Origin of the sequence: Collinsella sp. CLA-ER-H11, from assembly GCF_040092445.1 — a bacterium.
GTDB lineage: Bacteria > Actinomycetota > Coriobacteriia > Coriobacteriales > Coriobacteriaceae > Collinsella.
On record NZ_JBBNLN010000006.1, the window covers coordinates 82,812 to 104,265 of the forward strand.

General features: G+C 57.4%; 21 protein-coding genes and 1 tRNA gene. 15 read left to right on the forward strand and 7 right to left on the reverse strand.

The window, feature by feature from the left end; all coding sequences use genetic code 11:
• The first annotated feature begins 112 nt into the window (after positions 1-112).
• Entirely contained in the window at positions 113-1,198 is a 1,086-nt protein-coding gene (locus tag AAAX35_RS05990) for a hypothetical protein (protein WP_349117054.1), read from the forward strand.
• A 114-nt stretch (positions 1,199-1,312) separates the two neighbouring features.
• Here the strand turns inward: AAAX35_RS05990 and AAAX35_RS05995 are convergent, their stop codons facing one another.
• Together AAAX35_RS05995 and AAAX35_RS06000 are read right to left on the reverse strand one after the other, a co-directional pair.
• Positions 1,313-1,552: a helix-turn-helix transcriptional regulator gene (locus AAAX35_RS05995; protein WP_349117055.1), complete on the reverse strand. Its 240-nt coding sequence runs from the start codon at positions 1,550-1,552 to the stop codon at positions 1,313-1,315.
• A 9-nt stretch (positions 1,553-1,561) separates the two neighbouring features.
• The gene (locus tag AAAX35_RS06000) at positions 1,562-2,200 is read right to left on the reverse strand and encodes a hypothetical protein (RefSeq protein WP_349117056.1); all 639 of its coding nucleotides are present in this window, start codon (positions 2,198-2,200) and stop codon (positions 1,562-1,564) included.
• 702 nt (positions 2,201-2,902) lie between these two features.
• Between AAAX35_RS06000 and AAAX35_RS06005 the strand changes: the two genes are divergently transcribed.
• From AAAX35_RS06005 to nagA, 8 genes are all read left to right on the forward strand, one after another.
• Positions 2,903-3,346 (forward strand): PTS sugar transporter subunit IIA, encoded by a 444-nt coding sequence (locus tag AAAX35_RS06005; protein WP_035137680.1) that lies wholly within the window; start codon positions 2,903-2,905, stop codon positions 3,344-3,346.
• Positions 3,346-3,627: a preprotein translocase subunit YajC gene (gene yajC / locus AAAX35_RS06010; RefSeq protein ID WP_022094612.1), complete on the forward strand. Its 282-nt coding sequence runs from the start codon at positions 3,346-3,348 to the stop codon at positions 3,625-3,627. Before AAAX35_RS06005 ends, yajC begins: the two co-directional genes overlap by 1 nt.
• Positions 3,628-3,663: 36 nt before the next feature.
• A complete protein-coding gene (gene agaV, locus AAAX35_RS06015; protein ID WP_349117057.1) occupies positions 3,664-4,146 on the forward strand; it encodes a PTS N-acetylgalactosamine transporter subunit IIB in 483 nt (160 codons plus the stop codon).
• Positions 4,147-4,236: 90 nt separating this feature from the next.
• Positions 4,237-5,037: a PTS sugar transporter subunit IIC gene (locus AAAX35_RS06020; protein WP_022094610.1), complete on the forward strand. Its 801-nt coding sequence runs from the start codon at positions 4,237-4,239 to the stop codon at positions 5,035-5,037.
• Complete coding sequence (locus tag AAAX35_RS06025; protein WP_055310429.1) at positions 5,027-6,109, forward strand: PTS system mannose/fructose/sorbose family transporter subunit IID; 1,083 nt, start codon at positions 5,027-5,029, stop codon at positions 6,107-6,109. Before AAAX35_RS06020 ends, AAAX35_RS06025 begins: the two co-directional genes overlap by 11 nt.
• Before the next feature lie 185 nt (positions 6,110-6,294).
• Entirely contained in the window at positions 6,295-7,026 is a 732-nt protein-coding gene (locus AAAX35_RS06030; protein WP_055310430.1) for a GntR family transcriptional regulator, read from the forward strand.
• A 114-nt stretch (positions 7,027-7,140) separates the two neighbouring features.
• Positions 7,141-8,307, forward strand: a complete 1,167-nt coding sequence (locus AAAX35_RS06035; protein ID WP_035137674.1) for an SIS domain-containing protein — start codon at positions 7,141-7,143, stop codon at positions 8,305-8,307.
• 117 nt (positions 8,308-8,424) lie between these two features.
• Positions 8,425-9,594: an N-acetylglucosamine-6-phosphate deacetylase gene (gene nagA / locus AAAX35_RS06040; RefSeq protein ID WP_022094606.1), complete on the forward strand. Its 1,170-nt coding sequence runs from the start codon at positions 8,425-8,427 to the stop codon at positions 9,592-9,594.
• A 69-nt stretch (positions 9,595-9,663) separates the two neighbouring features.
• On the opposite strand, the gene AAAX35_RS06045 is transcribed toward nagA, so the two are convergent.
• Positions 9,664-10,254, reverse strand: coding sequence for a flavodoxin domain-containing protein (locus AAAX35_RS06045; RefSeq protein ID WP_349117058.1), 591 nt, complete (start codon positions 10,252-10,254; stop codon positions 9,664-9,666).
• 157 nt (positions 10,255-10,411) lie between these two features.
• Between AAAX35_RS06045 and AAAX35_RS06050 the strand changes: the two genes are divergently transcribed.
• The 3 genes from AAAX35_RS06050 (at position 10,412) to AAAX35_RS06060 (ending at position 12,959) form a co-directional block, all read left to right on the forward strand.
• On the forward strand, positions 10,412-11,293 hold the full coding sequence (locus AAAX35_RS06050) for an aldose 1-epimerase family protein (RefSeq protein ID WP_349117059.1): 882 nt from the start codon (positions 10,412-10,414) through the stop codon (positions 11,291-11,293).
• Positions 11,294-11,352: 59 nt separating this feature from the next.
• The gene (locus AAAX35_RS06055; protein WP_349117060.1) at positions 11,353-12,288 is read left to right on the forward strand and encodes a hexose kinase; all 936 of its coding nucleotides are present in this window, start codon (positions 11,353-11,355) and stop codon (positions 12,286-12,288) included.
• 197 nt (positions 12,289-12,485) lie between these two features.
• Entirely contained in the window at positions 12,486-12,959 is a 474-nt protein-coding gene (locus AAAX35_RS06060) for a YhcH/YjgK/YiaL family protein (protein WP_117778978.1), read from the forward strand.
• A gap of 206 nt (positions 12,960-13,165) precedes the next feature.
• On the opposite strand, the gene AAAX35_RS06065 is transcribed toward AAAX35_RS06060, so the two are convergent.
• Positions 13,166-13,241: transfer RNA gene (locus AAAX35_RS06065), tRNA-Thr, on the reverse strand.
• A gap of 157 nt (positions 13,242-13,398) precedes the next feature.
• On the opposite strand from AAAX35_RS06065, the gene AAAX35_RS06070 reads away from it, so the two are divergent.
• Positions 13,399-13,881 carry a PTS sugar transporter subunit IIB gene (locus AAAX35_RS06070; protein ID WP_349117061.1) on the forward strand — a complete coding sequence of 161 codons (483 nt, stop codon included), beginning with the start codon at positions 13,399-13,401 and terminating at the stop codon, positions 13,879-13,881.
• 326 nt (positions 13,882-14,207) lie between these two features.
• Here the strand turns inward: AAAX35_RS06070 and AAAX35_RS06075 are convergent, their stop codons facing one another.
• The gene (locus AAAX35_RS06075) at positions 14,208-15,260 is read right to left on the reverse strand and encodes an aldose epimerase family protein (RefSeq protein WP_349117062.1); all 1,053 of its coding nucleotides are present in this window, start codon (positions 15,258-15,260) and stop codon (positions 14,208-14,210) included.
• Between the two features lie 206 nt (positions 15,261-15,466).
• On the opposite strand from AAAX35_RS06075, the gene AAAX35_RS06080 reads away from it, so the two are divergent.
• On the forward strand, positions 15,467-16,231 hold the full coding sequence (locus AAAX35_RS06080) for a DeoR/GlpR family DNA-binding transcription regulator (protein WP_349117063.1): 765 nt from the start codon (positions 15,467-15,469) through the stop codon (positions 16,229-16,231).
• A gap of 547 nt (positions 16,232-16,778) precedes the next feature.
• Here the strand turns inward: AAAX35_RS06080 and lacG are convergent.
• Together lacG and AAAX35_RS06090 are read right to left on the reverse strand one after the other, a co-directional pair.
• Complete coding sequence (gene lacG, locus AAAX35_RS06085; protein ID WP_349117064.1) at positions 16,779-18,200, reverse strand: 6-phospho-beta-galactosidase; 1,422 nt, start codon at positions 18,198-18,200, stop codon at positions 16,779-16,781.
• Positions 18,201-18,275: 75 nt separating this feature from the next.
• Positions 18,276-20,054, reverse strand: coding sequence for a PTS lactose transporter subunit IIBC (locus AAAX35_RS06090; RefSeq protein ID WP_349117065.1), 1,779 nt, complete (start codon positions 20,052-20,054; stop codon positions 18,276-18,278).
• 284 nt (positions 20,055-20,338) lie between these two features.
• On the opposite strand from AAAX35_RS06090, the gene AAAX35_RS06095 reads away from it, so the two are divergent.
• Positions 20,339-21,340, forward strand: a complete 1,002-nt coding sequence (locus tag AAAX35_RS06095; protein ID WP_349117066.1) for a LacI family DNA-binding transcriptional regulator — start codon at positions 20,339-20,341, stop codon at positions 21,338-21,340.
• The last annotated feature ends 114 nt before the right edge of the window (positions 21,341-21,454 follow it).

Consider the following 21,454-nt stretch of genomic DNA (forward strand, 5'->3'; position numbering starts at 1 on the left):
AAACGCCTAAATAGTACTTAAGTGTTTGCGTATAACCTAAGAATCAATACGCCCGGCGCTCTGTCGGGCGTATTCTATTGAGGACTATGTTTCCTAACAAGGAGTAACCGATATGGGTCTGATTCAAAAGAAGGACGAGAAGGACGAGATCGACGGCATCCAGATCATCGAGCGCGGCGAAGGCCCCGATGGTGATGAGGAGGAGAAGATCGATCTGGTCGCCGGTACGTCTGCCGAACATATTGCCGCCGGTACGACGGCCGAGGAGGAGGACGCTCGCCTGGAGGCTCAGATTGCCGCGGATGCCGCTGACGAGAATCTGATGCCCGAGGAGCAGGATGAGGACAACGACTCCGACGTGGACGACCATGCATCCAAGCACAAGAAGACGATGATTGCCGCCTTTGTGGTTGCAGTCGTGATCGCTGCTGTGGTCGGTTTCTTTATCGGCAACGGTGGTTTTGGCGGCAAGGGCGTCGGCTCGGCGACCCTCACCGAGGACCAACTCGATTCGACCGTGGCAAGCTACAGCTACAACGGCAAGAAGAGCGACATCACCGCGCGCGAGGCTATCGAGAGCCAGTACAGCCTCGACACCGTCAAGGATAGCGATGGCAACTATACCGCTCCGTCTGCCGACGTTATCCTGTCCTACGTGCGCAACAAGATCCTGCTCGATGCTGCCGAGGACGAGGGCATTACCGTCTCTTCCAAGGAGATGAAGAAGTACGCCGAGGATTCCATCGGCACCTCCGACTACAAGACCATGGCCACGCAGTACGGCGTGTCCAAGGATCAGGCCAAGCAGATTGTCCGTCAGTCCGCGACGCTGCAGAAGCTCTACAAGAAGAAGGTCGGCGACAGCTCCGCAAGCATGCCGACCGCCCCGACCGAGCCTGCTGACGGCAACGAGGAGACCGCGAGCAAGGACTACGCCGACTACATCATCAACCTTGCCGGCGACGAGTGGGATAGCGAGAAGGGCGCCTGGAAGGATGCCGACAGCACCTACGCTAAGGCCTTCGCCGACGATGCCTTTACTGCCGATAGCGCCACCTATAAGCAGGCCATGACCGCCTATTACACCGCCTACCAGCAGTATTCCTCGCAGGCTTCGAGCGCCAGCTCCAAGTGGACCGAGTATGCTAACGGCCTCTACGCCAAGGCCAACATCAGCATCTACGGCCTGTTTGCGTAAAGAGCTGCACGGCTCATCGAGCATCTAGCCGATAGACAGCAAATAGCCCGCCAGTACGGAAGTCGTTCTGGCGGGCTATTTGCGTTGAGAGCGTGATCGGCAGTTTAATTATGGCTATTCATCTTTAAGCCCAAAAAGGCTATCGGCTTCATCGTCGGATATATATTCCAGTACATCGCCCGGTTGGCAGTCGAGTGCCCGGCATATCGCGTCAAGAGTTGAAAAACGTATGGCAGAAACCTTGCCCGTCTTAATGCGTGACATATTAACCTGGGAGATGCCCACACATTCCGCAAGCTCTTTGGATGAGATCTTGCGTTCGGCGAGCATGCGGTCAAGCCGCAGAATAATCATGGATTCCCCCTAGAGCAACTCGTCATCTTGTTTTTGCAGGATATACCCGTAGCGGAAGATGCTGGCAATCAGGCAAATAATCAGGCCTGCAAAGAGCATGGAGGGCTCGAATAACTGGCCGACGAACGCATCCGTAAAGCTGCCGCCAAATCCTGAGAGTATCATTCCCGTGATTACGGCGCCAAGAAGCCTCACGGCAACGCCGCCGATAAGGAATAAATGTCCTACTCGACGAAGTGTCTGGTTACATTCAAGGTCAAAGGGCCTGCCTTCCTTTTCAATGTTGAAGAAAAGCCTGCGCACGCTTAGCGCGATGGTAAGCGCGAGACATGTCATCAAGAGGCTCCCTATGGCAGTGTGACCATCGTGTGCGACGAGCATAAGTGGGGCCTGCGCATCGGTGCCGACGATAGCAAGGCACGGCCCTTCGCCGGCTTGAAGTTCTACGGATTGGAGACACGGGCCTTGGGAGAGGCCAGGCAATATGAGTAGAAGGTCAATCGCAATGACTGCGAGGAGCCCCAGAGCGAGCGCGGTGGTAATGCAGATCGTGGCCCATTTGCAGATGCGAGCGAGCTTCCTCAGTTTGGCTACCGTCTGTTCGCGGCTGATGGTTTCATTCGATATAGATGCGTTTCGATGGGCCATAACCCCTCCAATCGGCGTTTGGGATGATACTTGTATCATATCAGAATTAACGATAAACGATAAATAATTACGGATACTGAGTAAGTAATGATTGAAAACGATTAGCGTGAGCTATTAGCTCATTTTGGATGCCGGAGTTTGGCGCGTGGGGGATAAGGACAAATGCCAAAATTTCCTTTGATCGCGCAAGCGCTCCACCGGGTTCCCCTAATTCATCTGGGAAAACAACTGCAAACGATTGCAAGTAACCGGTGAACGGTCGAAAACTACCGTTCACCGATAATCTCAAAACTGGTTCTAACTGGTATTAAGTCAAAAAGACCAATTCACATATCTTCACAATGACCTGCAATTTTTCCACACGCTATTTTTAGCCGCCCTGCGTTGTTTAGACACCGGGAAAGTTCCGATCTTTTGCCAAAGCGTTTCGAAACGGTTTCAAAACCGCAGGTAGAAGTGTTAACGAGCGGTAAACGGTCGAAATATCACCGTGAGCGGTGCAAAAACGTTTTACTGTTTGAATCAGCGAAAGCGACCTCTTCTAGGGTGATATAGTGACAACAATACGTCACGTGGTTACTACCAGTTTAGAAACCACTGGTCTTCAAAAAACGCTTTCTAAGAAGCTTTAAGGGCGAGTGCCCGCTGGCTTCCGAAAATCATCGGACTCAGATCGTACACACCTTCGGAAGGGAAATTTGAATGGTTGGCTTTATTCTTACCGGTCATGGACAGTTCGCACCCGGCCTTGCAAGCGCTATCGCTATGGTTGCCGGCGACCAGCCTGCTTTTACCGTCGTTCCTTTTGAGGGCGACCAGGCCGCATCCTACGGTGAGGATCTCCGCGCCGCTATTACCGCCATGCGCGAGGAGTGCGATGGCGTGCTCGTCTTTACCGACCTGCTTGGCGGCACCCCGTTCAACCAGTCGATGATGATTGCCCAGGATGTCGACAACGTCGAGGTTCTGACTGGCACCAACCTTCCCATGGTTATTGAGCTTCTGTTCCTCCGCGGCAATGCCACGCTCGCCGAGCTTGGCGAGCAGGCCGTGACCGTTGGCCAGACGGGCGTCACCGCCCAGACGGTCGCATCCGTTGCCGGCTCCGAGGAAGAGGATATCTTCGGCGACGAGGACGGCATCTAATGGCCGATTTCGGAGCCAACGTCCTGAGCTCCTCGGTCGCCCTTTTAGGCCTGCTTGTCATCATGGGCTTGATTTACACCATCTGGTCGCAAATCAACATGAAGAAGAAGCAGAAGTACTTCAAGGAGCTGCACACCGAGCTCAAGCCGGGTCAGGAGGTTCTTTTCGCCGGCGGTATCTACGGAACCGTCAAAGGCATCGAAGGCGAGAAGGTCCAGATCAAAGTCCGATCCGGAGCCGTCGTAGATGTTTCGCGTTACGCGATTCAGGAGATCAAGTAACTGTCGTCAGCAAATATCGAAAGGAAGCTGATCAACATGGCAGAACCCAACATTCTTCTTACCCGCATCGATAACCGACTGGTTCATGGTCAGGTTGCCACCCAGTGGAACTCCACTCTGGGCTCCAACCTCATCCTCGTCGCCAACGACGACGTGGCGTCCAACACCATGCGCCAGAACCTCATGAAGATGGCCGCTCCCGCCGGCGTCGCTACGCGTTTCTTCTCTCTGCAGAAGACCATCGACGTCATTGACAAGGCGAGCCCGCGCCAGAAGATCTTCATCGTGGCCGAAACACCGGAAGACGTGCTTACGCTCGTCAAGGGCGGTGTGCCTATAAAGAAGGTAAACATCGGCAACATGCACATGTCGGAAGGAAAGCGCCAAGTCGCCACCTCCGTCGCAGTTAACGACGAGGATGTCGCTGCGTTTAAAGAGCTGCAGGAATTGGGGGTGGAGTTGGAGATCAGGCGCGTTCCGAGCACGCCTGTTGAGGACACGAGCAAGCTCTTCTCGTAATCCTCGTGATCCACGTTGTCAGGAGTGAAACCCTGACGTTCTGTACGTGATATCCAAAGTGCGTACATTCATTTTGAAAGGAGGAGCAAGATGGAATACTCGATCATCCAGATCGCTCTGGTCTTCGTCGTCACGTTCATCGCGGCAATCGACCAGTTTGACTTCCTCGAGTCTCTCTATCAGCCCATCGTCACCGGCGCCGTCATCGGTCTTATCCTTGGCGACCTCAACACCGGTCTTCTCGTGGGTGGTACCTATCAGCTCATGACGATCGGCAACATGCCGATCGGAGGCGCTCAGCCGCCTAACGCCGTCATCGGCGGCATCATGGCAGCCATTCTCGCTATCGCCACGGGCCTCGAGCCCAACGCGGCAGTCGGCCTCGCCATTCCGTTCGCTCTGCTTGGCCAGCTTGGCGTTACCCTGGTCTTCACGCTTATGTCCCCGCTTATGTCCACGGCCGATAACATGGCTCACAACGCGGACACCAAGGGCATCGAGCGCCTGAACTACTTCGCCATGGCTCTGCTCGGCCTGATCTTCGCTGTCGTCGTCACCCTGTTCTTCATCGCTGGCGCTACCATTGGTCAGACCATCGCTTCTGCCATCCCGACTTGGCTGCAGACCGGTCTGTCCGCTGCAGGCGGCATGATGCGCTTCGTCGGCTTCGCCGTCCTGCTCAAGGTTATGATGAACCGCGATATGTGGGGCTTCTTCCTCATGGGCTTTGGCCTCGCACTCATCACCGTTGCCAACGATTCGCTGGCAACCCCTGCTCTGCTCATCCTCGCTCTCATCGGCTTCGGCATCGCTTTCTGGGACTTCCAGCAGCAGACCGAGCTGAAGGGTGCAGCTGTTTCTGACGGAGGTGACTTCGAAGATGGCATCTAATGAGTATGTGATCCCGGAGCACTACGAGGATCTCACTCCTGCTCCGCAGCTCGACCAGAAGACCCTCAACAAGATGGCTTGGCGCTCCTGCTTCCTGCAGGCATCGTTCAACTACGAGCGCATGCAGGCCGCTGGCTGGCTTTACTCCATCATCCCCGGTCTGGAGAAGATCCACACCAACAAGAACGACCTCGCGGCTTCCATGAGCCATAACCTGGAGTTCTTCAACACCCACCCGTTCCTCGTCACCTTTGTTATGGGCATCGTGCTTTCGCTCGAGCAGAACAAGGTTGACATCCCCACGATCCGCGCCGTCCGCGTCGCCGCAATGGGCCCGCTCGGTGGTATCGGTGACGCCCTGTTCTGGCTGACGCTCGTGCCTATCACGGCCGGCATCACCTCCAACATGGCCATCAACGGCAACGCTGCTGCGCCGATCATCTTCCTGGTGATCTTCAACGCCGTCCAGTTCGCTCTGCGCTTCTGGCTCATGAACTGGTCCTACAAGCTTGGTACCAGCGCTATTGACGCTCTGACCGCCAACATGCAGGCCTTCACGCGTGCCGCTTCCATCATGGGTGTCTTCGTCGTCGGTTGCCTGGTCGTCACCATGGGTGGCACCCAGATCAACCTCGAGATCCCCAACGGCACCACCCGTGGCCTCTCCGCCACTACCGTGATCGTCTCCGAGAAGGAGGCCGAGAACTTCACCGGTATGGAGGGCATCGATACCGAGACCGCTGAGGCCGGTACCATCGCCATGACTAATGAGGACGGCGACGCCCTCACCGCCACCGATGCCGACGGCAACCCTGTCGAGTGCGGCGTCACCGATCTGGGCAACGGCATGGAGTCCGTTACCTACGGCACCGTTACCGAGGATCCGGTCAACTTCTCTGTTGCCGACACTCTCAACACTATCGTCCCGAAGCTTGTCCCGCTTATGCTTACGCTGCTGCTTTACTACATGTTCGCTAAGCACAGCTGGACCCCGACCAAGGGCATTCTCCTGCTCTTCGTCCTTGGCATCCTGGGCGCTGGCCCGCTTGGTCTCTGGCCGAGCATCTGGTAAGGCTCTAGCTTGAGGGGTGTGTCCCTACGCGGCTCACACCCCGACCCCTTAAGCCATGTGTATGTTAAAAGCCGCGTGCTCGAAAGAGCGCGCGGCTTTTGTTTTCTTGATGATTCGGGTGTGGCAGACAGATAATGCTAAACACCCTAGGTAGTTAGCCGAATTCGAGCAAAAGGGAGGATAGGATGGCGATCGGAGCGCGTAAGCAACCGCTGTACGATCAGCTGGTCGATATTCTGACCGAAAAGATCGACCATGAATATCGCGCCGGTGACATGATTCCTTCCGAGCGCGAACTTTCGGAGCGCTATGGTCTCTCGCGTACTACGGTACGCCTGGCTCTGCAGGAACTGGAGCGTTTAGGACTGGTGGTTCGGCAGCACGGTCGCGGTACCTTTGTGACCGACCGTTCGGCAAAGGCAACCAATCTTATGCAGTCCTACAGCTTTACCGAGCAGATGCGCGCGATGGGTCGCGACCCCGAGACCACGATTCTCGAGTTTTGCGAGATGGAGGCCGATAAAAATCTGGCCGAGCATATGGGATTGCGTATCGGTGATCGCATTTTTAAGCTTAAACGCCTTCGTTCTGCCGACAACATGCCCATGATGGTCGAACGCAGCTATCTACCAGTTCGTCAATTTTTGTCCCTAAAGCGACCGCTGCTGGAGCGTAAGCCGCTTTACGATGTGATTGAGCAAGACTTTCAGCAAAAGATACGCGTGGCCGAAGAGGAGTTCTATGCGAGCATAGCCCGTCCCACCGATGCCCACCTTTTGGGAATTGTCGAGGGCTCGCCTGTGCTCGATTTGGTCAGGACTACGTATAACGAGTCAAACGAGGTAGTGGAGTACACACTCTCGGTTGCTCGTGCCGATCAGTTTAAATACAAGGTTTACCACCAGCGTAGCGACTAGTGTTCGCATCGTTTCCATATGATGATTCTTTGCATTTAACTGGTTACTACCAGATAACCAACCGAAGTGTATAATTGCACGTCAGAGGATTACTTCTAGAGAGAGGTATTAGAAATGTTCGAGAAGAGTGTCGAGGAGCTCACCGAGCTCGGCGCCCAGATCACCACGGCCGAGATTGCTCAGCAGCCCGAGCTTTGGCGTGATACGCTCAACATCTATCGCGAGAACAAGGAGGCCATCGAGGCCTTCCTGGCCGAGGCTCGCGCCATGGGCGAGGGTCGTCTGTCCGTTGTCTTCACCGGTGCCGGTACGTCCGACTACGTTGGCGATACCTGCGCCCCGTACCTGCGTCACGCTGGCAACACTGATCTCTACGACTTTAAGCCCATCGCCACGACCGACATCGTGAGCGCCCCGCGCGACTTCCTGCGCGCCGAGGATCCCACGCTCGTGGTTTCCTTTGCCCGCTCTGGCAACAGCCCCGAGAGCCTTGCCGCCGTTGCCGTTGCCAAGGAGCTCGTCCACAACGTCAAGTTCCTCAACATCACCTGCGCTCCCGAGGGCAAGCTCGCCGTCGAGTCTGCCGATGATCCCAACGCGCTGACGCTGCTCATTCCGCGCGCCAACGACAAGGGCTTCGCCATGACCGGTTCTTATTCCTGCATGACCCTGCTCTCTACCCTTATTTTCGACACTGCCTCTGATGAGCAGAAGGCCGAGTGGGTCGAGACCATCGCCAAGATGGGCGAGGAGGTCATCTCCCGTGAGCCCGAGATCGCCGATTACCTGGCTGGCGACTTCAACCGCGTGACCTACTTGGGTTCTGGCTCCTTCGGTGGCCTTGCCCAGGAGAGCCAGCTCAAGATCCTCGAGCTCGCTCACGGTCTGGTCGCTACTTCCTACGACACCTCCATGGGCTATCGTCACGGACCTAAGTCCTTCGTCGACGATAAGACGCTCGTCTTCGTGTTCGTCAATAACGACGCCTACACCCGTCAGTACGACATCGACATCCTCAACGAGATCGGTGGCGACGAGATCGCTCAGCACACCATCGCCGTTCAGCAGGAAGGTGCCACCGTCTATGAGGGTGAGTCCTTCACCTTTAAGGGCTACGAGGCACTTCCCGAGGGCTACCTTGCTCTGCCGTTCGTGATGTTTGCCCAGGCTATCAGCCTGCTCAACTCCGTGCGCGTGGGCAACACGCCCGATACGCCGAGCCCCACCGGCACGGTCAACCGCGTGGTTAAGGGCGTGACGATTCACCCCTTCACCGCTTAATCGCGTCCCCCTGTAAGGGCGCCCGTCCGCTCATAACGGCGGGCGGGCGCTTTTTGTTTCACGTGTGCTGGGTATAAGCATCACCACAGTCAACTGCTTTAGAAGCAAGGAGTGCATATGAGCACGTACGCAATTAAGGCTGACAAGTTCTTCTTGCCGGCAGGCCCGCAACTGGGCGGCTATCTTATGGTCGAGGATGGCGTCTTTGGCGCCTGGCAGGCCGACGAGCCCTCTTGCGAGATTAAGGACTACACGGGATCGTGGATCGCACCGGGCATGGTCGATACTCACATCCATGGCTTCTACAACCACTCGACTACCGATAACGATCCCGAGGGCATCGATATCAGCTCGACCGAGCTAGCCCGTCGCGGCACCACCAGCTGGCTGCCCACGACGTTCACCGATGGCGTCGAGCAGATCAAGGACGCCTGCGCTGCCATCGCTCAGGCGGACGAGGGTCGCGGCCCCGACTTCTGCGGTGCTCGCATTCAGGGCATCTACCTGGAGGGCCCCTTCTTTACCATGAAGCACGTGGGCGCGCAGAACCCCGCTTATCTGATCGATCCCTCCGAGGAGGTCTTCGATCAGTGGCAGGAGGCTGCGGGTGGTCGCATCGTTAAGAGCGCCATGGCGGCCGAGCGCGACGGTGCCGCTGCTTATGCGGCTGCTCTGAATGCCAAGGGAGTGGTGACCAGCATCGGTCACTCTGACGCCACCTACGATGAGTGCATCGCCGCCATCAACGCCGGCGCCAGCTGCTTTACGCATACCTATAACGGCCAGCGCGGGCTGCATCACCGTGAGCCCGGTGTCGTGGGTGCTGCCATGTCCACGCCCGAGACCTACGCCGAGATCATCTGTGACGGCAAGCACGTAAACCCTGCCGCCATCAAGGCGCTGCTGCAGGCAAAGGGCTGGCAGCACACGGTGCTCATCACCGACTGTCTGGGTTGCGGCGGCATGCCCGAGGGCAGCTACACCAGCGGTGGCATGGACGTCATCATGAAGGACAACCTGTGCTGGCTCGCCGACGGCAAGAGCATTGCCGGCTCGGTGCTCACGCTTGCCCAGGGCGTCAAGAACATCGTCGACTGGGGCATCGCCAGCGCCGATATCGCCATTCGCATGGCAACCGAGGTGCCGGCACGCTCCGCGCACATCGAGGATAAGTGCGGCAGCATCATGCCGGGTCGCGACGCCGACTTTGTCGTGTTCGACCATGAGCTCACCCTCGTCGAGACGTATGTTGGCGGCCAGAGCGTCGGCAACGCCTTTACCGAGTAACGATAGAAAAAGACGGCGGGCCCGAATCTGCTCGGACCCGCCGTATGGGTTAAACGCTCAAAAGCACCTTCACAGTTGCAGCTTGTTAGCGATCTTCTTTGCCGTGCGCTTAACGCCGGCCACCAGGCCTCCCGCAGGATGCTCCTTCTCGTATGCTAGGCGCTTTTCGCGCTTGGCGTACTCTTCGACGATGATGTCGCCATACTCGTCTTCGATCTTGTCGAAGAAGTCGACGGCGCCCTTAATTTCCTCAGCGGTTGGGTGTCCCTTTTGGACACCGCCGGTGAGTTTGAACGGCCCCCACGTATCAAAGCCGGGGCAGCCGTAGACACCCATAAAGATGGCCTGCCTCATGCGGCAGATGCCATCGATATCCTTGCCGTACCACTTGTTTTTGCCGCCATAGGTCATAAGGCCAAACACCTTGTCCTGCGGTTGCAGCACGTTAGTGAGCACGCGTGCCATATCTTTGTCGATCTCGGAGTAATAGATGCCCGTGGCGACACCGATCAGATGATATTCGTGCAGGTTGGGATACTCGTTTTTGCCGAGCGCCTTGACGTCGAGGGTATCGATCTCGGGGTGTGCCTCAACGATGGCGTCCACGAGCTTTTTCGTATTGCCGTGATGGCGCGAGGCGTAGAGGATGATGGTTCGCATAAGAAGGCCTTTCAGCTGTAATTGCATCAATGTCTGTATGGTACCCCGTTGCATGGCTGGGATACCGGACGCATCGATGAACGTGCGGGTTTGTCCTTTGGTCAGGGCCGAGACGGGTTCTTGCGAGCAAAAAAGCAGTTGTTCGAAAGGATGGGCAATGGAATACGCTCTCTCCAACGATTCGATTTCTATTAAGGTGTCCACGGCTGGTGGTTCGTTTACCTCGATTGAGGCCGGAGGTCGCGAGTATCTGTGGCAGGGCGATCCCGCCGTGTGGTCCGGCCAGGCACCGATTTGCTTCCCGATTTGCGGAGGTTTGCGCGATAACAGCGCCATGACGTTTGCCGGGCATCATGTAAAGCTCGCTCGCCACGGATTTGCGCGCAAACAGGAGTGGAAGCTGCTGAGCCAAGGCGAGAACGAGCTGGCGATGTGCCTGGCTTCCGAGGATAACGCCGCGCTGCTGAGCGATTATCCGTATCCGTTTAAGCTTGTCGCCCGTTATACGCTCGAGGATACCGCCGTGCGCGTCTCCTATGAGGTGACCAACGAGGGAACCGAGGACATGCCGTTCTTTATCGGCGGTCATCCTGGCTTTAGGTGTCCGCTCGATGAGGGCGAGGCCTATACGGACTACGAGCTGCGCTTTGAGAAAGACGAGGCTGCGGAGCTCTGCACCGCCGTTCCCTCGACTGGATTGATTGACGTCGCAAACCGCTCCAAGAACCCCATGGTGGGAAAGACGCTGCCCCTGTCGCACGAGCTCTTCGATTTTGCGGAGACCATCTTTGACGTGCTCGAGAGCCGTCAGGTCACGCTTTCCAAGAAGGGCGAGGACAAAGGCGTTCGCCTGAGCTTTGAGGGTTTCCCGTATCTCATTGTGTGGAGTAAGCCCGAGGGCGATTTTGTAGCAGTTGAGCCCTGGGGCGGCCTTTCGACCTGCTCCGATGAGGACGACGTGCTTGAGCACAAGCGCGGCTGCCTTATCGCCAAGCCCAAAGAAACCATCGTGCGCTCGTTCACGATTGAGATCCTGTAATTCCGTTTTGTCGACTCGTATCGCGAGGCACAAGGAGCCTGCGAGATAAGGAGTTAAAAATGATCCTCACCGTTACGATGAACCCGTCTGTCGATACGCGCTATCAGCTCGATGAACTCGTCATCGACGACGTCAACCGCGTGACACCCGAAAAGACCGCCGGCGGCAAGGGCCTTAACGTTGCCCGCGTCCTGGGCCAGCTGGGCGACAACGTTGTGGCAACCGGCCTGCTTGGTGGTCATATGGGCGCCTATATGGAAGAGCTCATGGATGCCAACGGCATTAAGAATGATTTTGTGCCCATCAAGGGCGAGACTCGCATTTGCCTCAACATCCTCCACGCCGGCAACCAGACCGAGCTGCTCGAGAGCGGCCCGACGATTGCCCCCGAGGAGCTCGATGCCTTTACCGCAAAGTTCGCCGAGCTTGCGAGCAAGGCCGACGTCGTCACCATCTCGGGTTCGTTGCCCCGCGGTGTCGAGGCAGACTACTATGCCAAGATCACGGGCATTGCCGAGAACGCCGGCGCCAAGGTGCTGCTCGATACCTCGGGTGCTTCGCTCGAGGCCGCCCTTAAGTCCGAAATTAAGCCCGAGCTGGTCAAGCCTAACCTGACCGAGATCAACGGCCTTTTGGGTACGAGCTTTACCACCGACGATGTGGACGAGCTCCGCGCCGCGCTCGCCTCTGATGCCCGCTTCTCCGATATCCCCTGGGTCGTCGTGTCCATGGGCGCTGCCGGCTCCGTTGGCTTCCACAATGGCCGTGCGTTCCGCGCAAAGACGCCCGATATCCCTGCCGTTAACGCCACGGGCTCTGGTGACTCCACTATCGCTGGCTTCGCGCATGCCATTGCTGCTGGCGCGGACGACGAGACGGTGCTGCGTACCGCCAATACCTGCGGCAAGCTCAATGCCATGGATCCCATGACCGGCCATCTGGTCATGGACCGTTGGGACGAGGTCTACAACGGCGTTGTCGTGACCGAGCTGTAAAAGCCTGGGCGTCGGCCCCGGCATTGCTTGCTAGCTCATGTCGACGACAAGTGCGGTAGCATTATGCTGGGGCGCGACGCCGAGTTTGTCGTGCTCAATCCCGACCTTACCCTGGTCGAGGCGTATGTGGGTGGCAACAGCGTCGGTAACGCGTTTGCCGAGTAGCCGCCAAAGAAGCGATCCGAGAGGGGATTTAGATGATTTACGGTGCATTGGGCGATATCGAGGAGTATCGCGGAATGCTCAAGGGCCTCGACGTGCTGATCGACTGGCTCGAGGAGAACGATCCGGCGGAGCTCGAGGTCGGCAGCCATCCGATTCTGGGCGACAAGGTCTTTGCGAACGTCATGGCGCCCACGACGCGTCCCGAGGCCGAGGCTCACTATGAGACGCATCAGCGCTATCATGATCTGCAGATCGACGTCGAGGGCCGCGAGGCCTTTAAGGTCGCTACGGGTAGCCTGACACTGGTCCAGGAGTTTGACGAGAAGGACGACTACGATCTGGTCGATTCCGACGCTTCGATCGCCGGCGATCTTGCTGACGATAAGTTTGCACTGTTTGTTGCCGGCGAGCCTCATATGCCCACGCTCGAGTTCCCGGGCGATGGCGCACAGCCGGTCAAGAAGATCTGCTTTAAGCTGCTTGCAGATGCTTACTGGGAAGAGTAACGAGCCGCTCGGCTGAGCTGTTCGTTTTGCGAGCGTTACCCTTGGGGGAGCGCGCTTGGGTCCCGCTGATCGCGGTTCCTTTGGGGATTGCGGTTGGCGGGGCTTGTTGTTGAGTGGGGAGTTGCCGGCGGCGATGTGCTTGCATTGGCGGATGTGCGCTCGAAATCGGCAACAAAAAAGCCGCCCGAAGGCGGCTATCTTGTGAATGGAGCCAGCGACCGGGCTCGAACCGGTGACCCCCGCTTTACGAGAGCGGTGCTCTACCAACTGAGCTACGCTGGCGGCCATGTGGTGACGCAACTGAGGCGTCAACGGCTGTCTATGATACGGGACATCGCACATCCGCGCAAGTGTTCTGACGGCTTTTCTCACTTTAAATGCACTAATATTGGAGACGCGATGTCTTGCTCTTACGGGTCTCAAACAGAATGGGGCAGCGATGGCTCAACCCAAGATTCTTCTCACACGCATCGATGACCGGTTTATTTACGGGCAAGACATTGAGCTGTGGAACGAGGCGACTGGTTCCAACCTTGTCCTAATCGTCAACGATGAGATCGCGGCGGATTCGCGCCAATGGGCACCCATGAGGGTGGCGGCGCCAGAAGGCGTTTGGACAAGGTTTTTCTCGGTGCAAAGGACCATCGATATCATTCATACCGCAACGCCGCGTCAATGGATTCTGGTCATGGTGGCCTCACCTGCCGATGCGCTCGCGCTGGTTAAGGGCGGTGTGCCAATAACCAAGATCAGCATTGGCCATATGCAGACAGGGGAGGGCAAGCGCCCCATAACGCCTGCCGTTGCCGTAGACGACGCAGATGTCGCCGCCTTTAAAGAGCTGCAAAAGCTTGGCATAGAGCTAGAAATCCGCTACCTCCCCAGCTCCAATCCCGACCCCATCGGCAATCTGTTCAACTGATCCCTTGGGGACGGAGAAAAACGAATCATTTTGCCCTTGCGAGGGACGCGCGCGATGCTGCCTGTCAAAAACAATGCCCATTTACTACGTTTGATCGGCTATCGCCGAGCATGTCGAATTTGAGAAAAACAAAACCGCAGGTAGACGGCTCGCGCATTTAGCAAAAACCGGTGCATGGCCGAGCATCCCGGGCTAAACGTAGTAAATGGGCATAGTTTTGATATGTCACTCATACAGTCACAGCGAAAAAGAGCCCAAAAGATGAAAAAACGCCCGTCGGCGGTGGTGCCGGCGGGCGTTGCTGTGCGATATGTTGCGTTGTGGGCTTAGTGCCTCATAAAGTGGTACTCAATCACATTGCTGTAGGGATGACCCGGGCCCACAATGCCCTGCGGGAACAGCGGCTGGTGCGGCGTGTCGGGGTACATCTCGGCCTCAAGGGCAAAGCCGGCGCCCCAGCCATAGTTAGCATCGTCCTTGGCGTGCTCGTCGCCCAGCCAGTTGCCGGTGTAGAGCTGCACACCCGGGGCGGTGGTGTAGTAGTCCAGCTCACGACCGGTCCACATCTCCTCGACGTGCATCGCGCGGCGCAGATTGCGGCCGTACTGATAGCCATCGATGCACAGGCAGTGGTCATAGCCACGGGCCTGCTTAATCTGCGGGTCGTCGGCTTCCATGCCGGGCGCGACGGGGCGCAGCTCGCGAAAGTCAAACGGCGTGCCTTCGACCGGAGCGATCTCGCCGGTGGGAATGTTCTGCTCGTTGATGGGCAGGTAGTGGGCAGCGTTAGCAACAAAGAAGTGCTCACAGTCCATGCCGGCGTTGTGGCCGGCAAGGTTAAAGTACGTGTGGTTGGTCATGGACACGTACGTGGCGCGGTCGCTCTCACAGCCATATTCGATACGGAAGCAACCGGTGCGCGTTACGGTAAACACGGCCGTAAACGTGCGGTTGCCGGGCAGGCCCAGCTCGCCATCCTTAAGCGAGGTGGTCATGCGCACGGCATTGTGGACCTCGTCGAGCTCAACATCCCACACGCGCTTGTGCAGGCCATGCTCAAGATCACTGTGCAGGTTGTTGACGCCTTCGTTGGCCGGCATATGCCAGTCCGTACCGTCAATGGTGATCGTGGCACCCGCAGTACGGTTGGCCACGGGGCCGATGGTCGCGCCAAAGCAGGCGGGGTTGTCAAAGTAATCCTCGAGCTTATCGAAGCCCAGCACCACATCGCGCACGTTGCCGGGGATGTCGGGCACGTCGATGCCCAACACGGTGGCACCATAGTCCATAATGCGAACGCAGATCTCGGGCCCGTTGAGGGTGTAACGATGAACGGGGGTACCGCACGGCGCGGTGCCGAAAAGCTCGGAAGTGATCATTTGGTTCCTAACATCGAGGTATTTCCGACAAACTGTAGCGCGAACAGGCGAGATTATCACTACACCCCACTAAAGCAGGGGGTATTTTTCTCAAAAAAGTGATGATTGGAGCTGCGCGGGCGTTCATTTGTGACGCGTACGAGTCTGATACAATTTGTTCGTTACTGTTTGAATGATATGCGCGCAAAGAACGGCGAGGATTCATCGTGATTAAGGCAGAGCGACAGGATAAGGTTCGTCAGCTGCTCGAAGAGCAGGGCACGGTCTCGGTTAAAGAGATTTCTGATACGTTAGGTGTCTCGGATATGACGATCCGCCGCGACCTTGAGGAACTTGCGAGCCTGGGCGAGATCGAACGCGTGCACGGTGGAGCCCGCAGTGCGCAGGGCCGTCCACATGCTATGTTGCGCCATGAGTATTCGCACAGCGAAAAGCGCACCAAGCATGCCGAGGAAAAGTTGCAGATCGCGCGCCGCGCCGTGGAGCTTATCGAGGAAGGCTCGACCATCTTTTTGGGCACGGGCACTACGGTGGAGCAGATGGCCTCGATGCTGCCGGCGTGTCGCCTGCGCATCGTGACTAACTCGCTTTCGGTCTTTAACCTGCTCGAGCCGCGCGAGGACTGTGACCTGTGCCTGGTAGGCGGCATGTACCGTCGCCGCACCGCCGCTTTTGTGGGACCAACGGCCGAGGATACCCTGCGTGCACTGGGCATCGACGCGGCGTTTATCGGCGCCAACGGCATTCTGGATGGCGACGTGTCTACGTCTAATATGGATGAGGGTCGTATCCAGCAGCTCGCCTTTAGCAAGGCCGACTCGCGCTACCTCATCGCCGACTCCAGCAAGATCGGCAAGCGCGACTTCTACACCTTCTGCCGCCTGGACAGTTTGGACGCCGTGGTGTGCGAGCCGGGTATTACCGCCGAGGATCGTGTCGCCATCGAGGAACATACGCGGGTCATCTGCTAACTAATGCTACAGACGATACTTCTGCCCCTGCTGGCGCGGGGGTACCGCTTTACAATGACGCGTAAAAATTTGCGCGCCATTTTACGTGTCAACGTGACGCGATTTGACGCGCAAATAGGAATTCATGGGCGCTCGGAAGATCGACGGAGTTCGTGAACCTGCAACTTGGTTGGGTAGCGTACGAAGTCCTCCAGCGGGACCGAATATGTTTTCGGTATCATATCGGTATCAAATGATACCGAAAGTATGTTCGTGATACCGAAAACTAGAAACCATGCTTTATAACTGCTTGGAAAGTTTGGATTTGACTATCTTATTGTCTTGATCTGTAGCAGGTAGGCGGTCGAAAGTGGGCTACGTGTTACAGATTGAGATCTTTCAGCCCTGGTCGCCCGTTCGTCTAAATCTATAACAGTTAGGATTGAAAATCCCTGCTAGATGTTACAGATCGAGATAAACGGCCCGCACGGGCCGAACCAAAACAAAAAGGCCGCATACGAACCCGTGGGGGATTCGTATGCGGCCGACAAGGGGTATGCGGCAAAAGTTAGGCCATGAGCAGGCCGGTCTCCGCGACGTTCTTGTACCAGTACGCGCTCGCCTTGGGATAGCGCTTCTGGGTCTCAAAGTCGATGTAGAACAGGCCATAGCGCTTGTTATAGCCGTTGGTCCAGGAGAACTGGTCCTGCAGCGACCACACAAAGTAACCGTCGACGTTCACGCCGCCGTCGATTGCCTTGAGGATCCATGCGAGATGCTGACGCATGTAGTCGATGCGAGGGGCGTCGTCGATAAAGCCGTCCTCAAAGTCGTCCTTATAGCCCATGCCGTTCTCGGTGATGTAGATCTTCTTGTAGTTGGGGTAATCGTTCTTAATGCGGAGCAGCAGGTCGTACAGGCCCTCGGGATAGATGATCCAGTCCCAATCGGTGGTGGGTACGCCTTCGCGCACGCATGACTCGCCCACGCCCTTGAGGAACCAGCGCGAGGAGCCCTTGTCGCCGGTGCCATTGTGGTTGATGTCGTTTTCGCCCTCGGCGGCACGCAGGAACTGGCACTTGTAGGTGTTGACGCCCAGGCAATCGTTGTAGGGGAGCGCGGCGGTCAGCGCGGCGATGTCCTCGTCGCGGACGTCGAGCTCGCCGCCGGCGATATGGGCCAGCTTGGTCGCAGCCTCCATGGTGTCGGCTGCATAATGGCCGCGGAAGGTGGCGTCGAGTACCCAGCGGTTGTTGATGACGTCGGCCATGCGAGCTGCCTCGCAGTCGGCGGCGTTGTTGGGGTCGAGGGGATACTTGGGCTCCAGGTTCTGGACAATGCCGATCTCGCCATCAAAGCCGCCCTCATGGAAGGCGACGACAGCCTTGGCGTGGGCCACCATCATGTTGTGCATGAGCTGGAAGGCCTTGTCCAGGCGATACTTCTCGCCGTGCGGCCAGTTGCCGACGATAAAGCTGCCCTCGGCGGTCGCGGGAATCTCGTTAAAGGTAAACCAGTGCTTGACCTCGGTGAACTCGGCAAAGCAGAACTTGGCGTACTCGACAAAGGCGTCGATCGTCGTGCGCGTCAGGAAGCCCTCGCCGCCGTTCTGGTAAAAGGCCTCGGGCGTATCAAAGTGATCGAGCGTGACATAGGGGATAACGCCAGCTTTGTTGCAGGTGGCGAAAAGCTCGTGATAGAAGGCAACACCCTCGGGGTTGATCTCGCCAGTACCGTTGGGGAAGATGCGGCTCCAAGCGATGGAGACGCGGATACCGTTGATGCCGAAGCGCTGGCACAGGTCGATATCGACCGGGTACTTGTTGTAGAAATCGCTTGCGGGATCGGGGGAGAAGCGACCCTGAGCTGCCAGGAAATCGTCCCAGGGCACTTTGCCCTTGCCGTGCGTGCGGGTCTCGCCCTCAACCTGGTAAGCGGCGGTGGCGCCGCCAAACACAAAGCCGTCGGGGAACTGCATGGGGTTGGTCATGAGTCATCCTTTCTGTGGGATACGAATAGGGAGAGGTGCCCGAACTGGGGATCCGGGCACCAACAGAGGGAGGAACTAGTCGAGGTTCTCGCGGAGCCACTTGATGGCGCCGGCGGGGTCGCGAGTAAGGTCGATATATTCCTTACCGCGCGGAGCGAGCAGCTTAATGCCCAGACGATCGGTGTCGGCCTTCATGTCGTTGTAGTAGCTGCGAACCTGCGGGGCGAGCACGATGACGTCGTACTGATCCATGATGGCAGTGTGCTGACCATAAGCGCCTGCGGAGGAAGCGATGTTCTCTCCGGTCTGTGCGGCACCTTCCTTGATGGCGTTGGCAAGCATGGCAGAGGTGCCGGCGCCGGCGCACAGGACGAGGACCTTCAGGCCATCGACGTCCTTCTTAGCGGATACGTCGGCGGCGGGCTCGGGCTGATCGGCGACAGGCTTGCTGTCGGCGGCAGCGGCGGTCGGCTCGACGGAAGCGGTAGTCTGCTCGACAGCGGGCGCAGGGGTGCTGGCGGCGATGGAAGCGGCACCATCGGACTCAAGACCCAGCTCGGCGGCGCGCTCGGCCTCCTGGTCGCAGAGCAGCTTATCGTATGCCTTCAAGAACGGCAGGTAGATGATGGCGTCCAGCAAGATGATGATTGCGACAAACACCAGGGCGATAAGCTGGAAGTTCGTGGTGATGAAGATGCCGATGGGGGCAGGGGTAGCCCAAGGCACCACGAAGGAGAAGCCGTTCATGCCCACATTGTCGATAAAGAACTTGGCAACACTCACGTTGACGCAGCCGGCGGCAACAAAGGGGATGAGCATGTAGGGGTTAAGGATCATCGGCGCGCCAAAGAGCAGCGGTTCGTTGACGGCGAAAGCAACAGGAACAATCGAGGCCTTACCGACGGCTTTGAGCTGCTTGGACTTCATAAAGAGAATCAGCAGAAGCGGCACGATGAACGTGGCGCCGGTGCCGCCGAACTCACCCACGAGCGACATGTTAAAGGTGAGGGAGTGGGCGGGGTGACCACCGGCCAGCAGAACCTGCAGGTTCTCGGCCTGATTGGCAAGACGGATGGGGTCGATGCCCGGCTGGACGATCGAGGGGCCGTGGACGCCGATGAACCAGAAGAACGCGGTGGCTGCCTGGATAAGGATAAGGCCAGGATAGGTTTCTGCAGCGGTGAAGAGCGGGGAGAGCAGTTTGATAAGCAGCTCGGAGAACGGAACGCCCATGAGGTTGCGCACGACGACATCGATGATGCCGCAGATGATGACGGCGCCGCCAAAGGGGATGATGTCGCGGAAGTTCTGAGCGATGGCGCCCGGGACCTCCTTGGGCAGCTTAATGGTCAGATCGCGCGAGACGCAGAATTTGTAGACCCACACGGTAATGAACGCGGCGATATAGGCCGAGAACAGACCGCGCGTGCCCATGCTGGTGCAATCGAAGACCGAAAGCTCGGAGCCGTTGAGCTTGGTGGTGAACTGCGTAACAGCGAGCAGCAGCATGCTGCACTGGGCGGCAACCATGGTGGAGCCGTCGTTGAGCACCTTGCCGGCGGGCATGCGACGGTTCATGGACGCCGTGAAGTTCTTGGCAGTGGTGCCGGCAACCATGATGCCCATGACGCCCATGGTGAAGTTGTACAGCTTATTGCACCAGTCGATGAGCGGCTGGGGCAGCGTGATGCCAACTACGCCAGGAAGGGTGGCGATCAACAGGAAGATCGAAGAGGTGAGGACAATGGGCATGCACCCAAGGAATCCGTCCTTAATGGCCTGGAGGTAGACGTTCCTCGAGATCTTCTCAAAGAACGGTTGATGCTTTTCGAGCATCTTTACGATGGCGTCCATAGAGCTCCTTTGCTACTTGATGCGCGATGCATGTGGATGGAACTGGTCGTCGATGGATGGTCAGGACTGCCCGGAAACCTTCCTGCTTAAGGAAGGCATTGCGAAATGACAACGTTGTCATTTCGTTAATGACAACGTAAGACATTTTTGGAAGAGCAACAAGGATATACGGGTGAGCGGTCGATATTGTCCGGTAAACGGTTGATTTGTCAGTCAGGCAGGTAGTGTATGCTAGAACGCAAAAAACAAGCGATGCAAGACCGACTGGAGAAGTAGTGGCAACGATGGACAAGAAAAATGTCTCAATGAATGATGTGGCAGTTGCCGCGGGCGTTTCTCTCAAGACGGTGTCGCGCGTGATTAACGAGCCCGATAGCGTGCGAGAGTCGACACGCGATAAGGTTCATTCGGCCATGGAGGCGCTCGGGTTTCGAGCCAACTTTGCCGCACGTTCGCTCAAGTTAGGCCGTTACGGGTGCATCGGCGTCGTGCTGTTTCACTTGTCGGGCGGTGCCGTGGACATGATTGACGGTATCGCCGATGCCGCCGAAGAACGCGGCTTTGCGCTCACGATGATCAAAAAGCGGGCGGGGGAGAAGATGACCCTTGCCGAAGCGGCGCGTAGGATGTCGCAGCTGCCTGTTGATGGCATGATCTTCAACCTGCGTCAGATGGTCGATGACTTTGATACTTTTGAGGCACCGAAAGACCTCAAGACGGTGATTATCACACCGATGGAACATCCTACCTGCTCCACCGTCAGTGACGACCAAGAGGGCGGCGCGCGCATGGCGTGCGAGTACTTCTTGAATCACGGGCACAAGAACGTGTACTTCGTTTCGGGTAAGAAAGAGTCGCTGTCGAGTCAGTGCCGTATGAAAGGTTGGCGTGCGGCACTCGAGGCGCGTGGCATTGAGCCGCTCGAGCCTCTGCAAGGCGATTGGAATGCGGATAGTGGCTATGCAGCGGGTCTTGTTCTTGCCGATAAACCCGATTGCACGGCGGTCCTCGCTGCTAACGACTGCATGGCAAACGGCGTGATGATGGCTCTACGTGACAAAGGACTCAACGTGCCCGACGACGTGTCCGTGATTGGCTTCGACGATGAGCTCTACAAGACGATTCCCAACTCGATTCTGACGTCGGTGAAGTTTCGCCACCGCGAGCTGGGCGTCCGTGCGCTCAACGAGGTCGTTGCGGGCCTAGAAGCTCCGAGCTCCAGAAGCCGTACGCTTGTCTCGGGCGTGTTGGTCGAGCGCTCCAGTGTGAAGGATCTGCGGGCATAGACGTGCTCGGCTCGTTCATCTCGATCTGTAACAGCTGGGACCCAAAAACTCGGCTAGATGTTACAGATTAAGATGAACAGGAGGACGGGTGCGGTCTAAACAAAATGGCCCGCG